The organism is Enterobacter sp. KB-280D8 (genome assembly GCF_041399405.1).
In the GTDB taxonomy this organism is placed as follows: Bacteria; Pseudomonadota; Gammaproteobacteria; order Enterobacterales; family Enterobacteriaceae; genus Enterobacter; species Enterobacter cloacae_N.
In genome coordinates this window covers 1-542 of the sequence record NZ_JBGKEC010000032.1, presented here as the reverse complement: position 1 = coordinate 542, position 542 = coordinate 1, and the positions used below count along the sequence as shown (strand labels likewise).

Sequence of the window (542 nt, the reverse complement as noted above, 5' to 3'; positions counted from 1 at the left end):
CAAAGGCAGGTTCTTTAAGGTAAGGAGGTGATCCAACCGCAGGTTCCCCTACGGTTACCTTGTTACGACTTCACCCCAGTCATGAATCACAAAGTGGTAAGCGCCCTCCCGAAGGTTAAGCTACCTACTTCTTTTGCAACCCACTCCCATGGTGTGACGGGCGGTGTGTACAAGGCCCGGGAACGTATTCACCGTGGCATTCTGATCCACGATTACTAGCGATTCCGACTTCATGGAGTCGAGTTGCAGACTCCAATCCGGACTACGACGCACTTTATGAGGTCCGCTTGCTCTCGCGAGGTCGCTTCTCTTTGTATGCGCCATTGTAGCACGTGTGTAGCCCTACTCGTAAGGGCCATGATGACTTGACGTCATCCCCACCTTCCTCCAGTTTATCACTGGCAGTCTCCTTTGAGTTCCCGGCCTAACCGCTGGCAACAAAGGATAAGGGTTGCGCTCGTTGCGGGACTTAACCCAACATTTCACAACACGAGCTGACGACAGCCATGCAGCACCTGTCTCAGAGTTCCCGAAGGCACCAA

1 rRNA gene is annotated in these 542 nt (G+C 53.3%); it reads right to left on the bottom strand.

Annotated elements, in window-relative coordinates:
- Window positions 1-20 precede the first annotated feature (20 nt).
- Window positions 21-542: ribosomal RNA gene (locus AB8818_RS22880) — 16S ribosomal RNA — on the bottom strand; the annotation flags it as partial.